1 protein-coding gene is annotated in these 1,465 nt (G+C 56.1%); it reads right to left on the bottom strand.

The features are described 5' to 3' along the window. On the bottom strand, positions 1-1,405 hold a 1,405-nt coding region (locus tag AB1467_07455; protein ID MEW6296091.1), incomplete at its 3' end, for a Druantia anti-phage system protein DruA. Positions 1,406-1,465: the final 60 nt, after the last annotated feature.

Genomic DNA, 1,465 nt, shown 5'->3' with positions numbered 1-1,465 from the left:
GCCACTTGGAACTCTCTTTTTCCTCGATGGGCAATTGGTGGCGGAGGTGCTTTTTTCCGAATTGCTCCGGGTCCCTGGCCCAAAGCTGGACATCCAGGAGTCCCAGCGGGGTCCCTGCCTCATTGAAAGCCATGGTGTCGTGCAGGAGCAGGCCGATGGGTCCCGGCAGGGTAGAGCCGATAGGCCCTATGCCCTCGGTTTGATCATGGGTGGAGTAATTAAGGGTGGTGGTATCCTGAGCGGTAAGGACCACGGATTGTGTCGCCGCACGGCACAGGGTTTGCTCGTAATGCTGTTCGATGATCTTGTCCATCTTCGTGACCGGGTGTGCGAAAAAGCGATAAGCAGCCTTGGCTCGTGCCCGGGTTTGGCACGCTTGGGGGATGTTTGCCTGCGGACGAGCATACATGTCCTGTGCGATATGGACAAGTCTTTTGGTCAAGCGTTGGTCTTGCAGATCCACTTTACCGAATTCTTCTTCGGCCCAGTTGCGTGGCGCACGGGGAGGGTCGTTCCCGGGCGGCTTTGCGGCAAGTGGAGCATCGTTGCACAGGGCCTTGGACGGGTTTTCCACAAGAGGAAAGACGTAGACGTCTTTGACGGAGAGTCGGGCGGTCCGCGTCTTATCCATGCGGCCCCTGCCTTTGGTGGCTCCTATGTGCAGCCAATTTGCGGCCCGGTAACAAACTCCTCGGTGGGTATCACGCTCCACGTAGGTCTCGACGAGCACAGGGTTTATATTGTAACGTTCATGCCAGTGTTTTGGGATTACCTTGAGACAGCGTGCGAGAATATGCGAGGCAAGGTTGGGGACCTTGGGCAGGAGCAGAAATCGGCTATTACAAATGATTTTCTGGAGGTTCTTTCGCCGGGTGTCGTCGTCCCAGCCGATCCAGGAGTCACGAGCTCCCAGACGCCATGCTGCCGCGCTGAATGCGAGTCCTCCGATGTATCCGCAGTTGGCGCTCTTGATGAGATAGCGCATTTGTGCTCCGCACAGAGGGCCGGCGCCAAGTGGGTGGAATTTATTCATAAGCCCGTTCCAGGTGTGAGAAGCGCCTCTATTGCGGGAAGAGACCGGGACAAGCTCGATTTCACCCAACTGATCGACAGTGAGCGGGGCATTATGTATCTCATAGGGAATATCGGTTGGTTCCTTTTTCTCTGCGGAAACGAACAGGTTGTTCTTGCCTGCTTCAGGCAGAGTGATTGCACCGCGTCGGTGGAGTATGAGCAAAGCGCTCCTTGCGCTCATGTCTTTGAGGTTACCATTAGGTGCTTTCCAGTCAAGCCACTTGCAGACCCTCCTAGCGAGCGAGCGCCGCGAAATCTCCGGCTCGGATTCGATGGTAGCGTCAATCCGCGCGATGATTTGGTCGTTGAATTCTTGTCCGCATACGAGCATGCCCCCCTCTTATCACTGGACACTGACGGTGTCCAGCAAAAAAATGTGGGGCAGGCTCAG

It is taken from the genome of Candidatus Diapherotrites archaeon, from assembly GCA_040755695.1.
Lineage (GTDB): Archaea > Iainarchaeota > Iainarchaeia > Iainarchaeales > 1-14-0-10-31-34 > JBFMAK01.
This window is presented reverse-complemented; position numbering and strand designations above follow the sequence as displayed.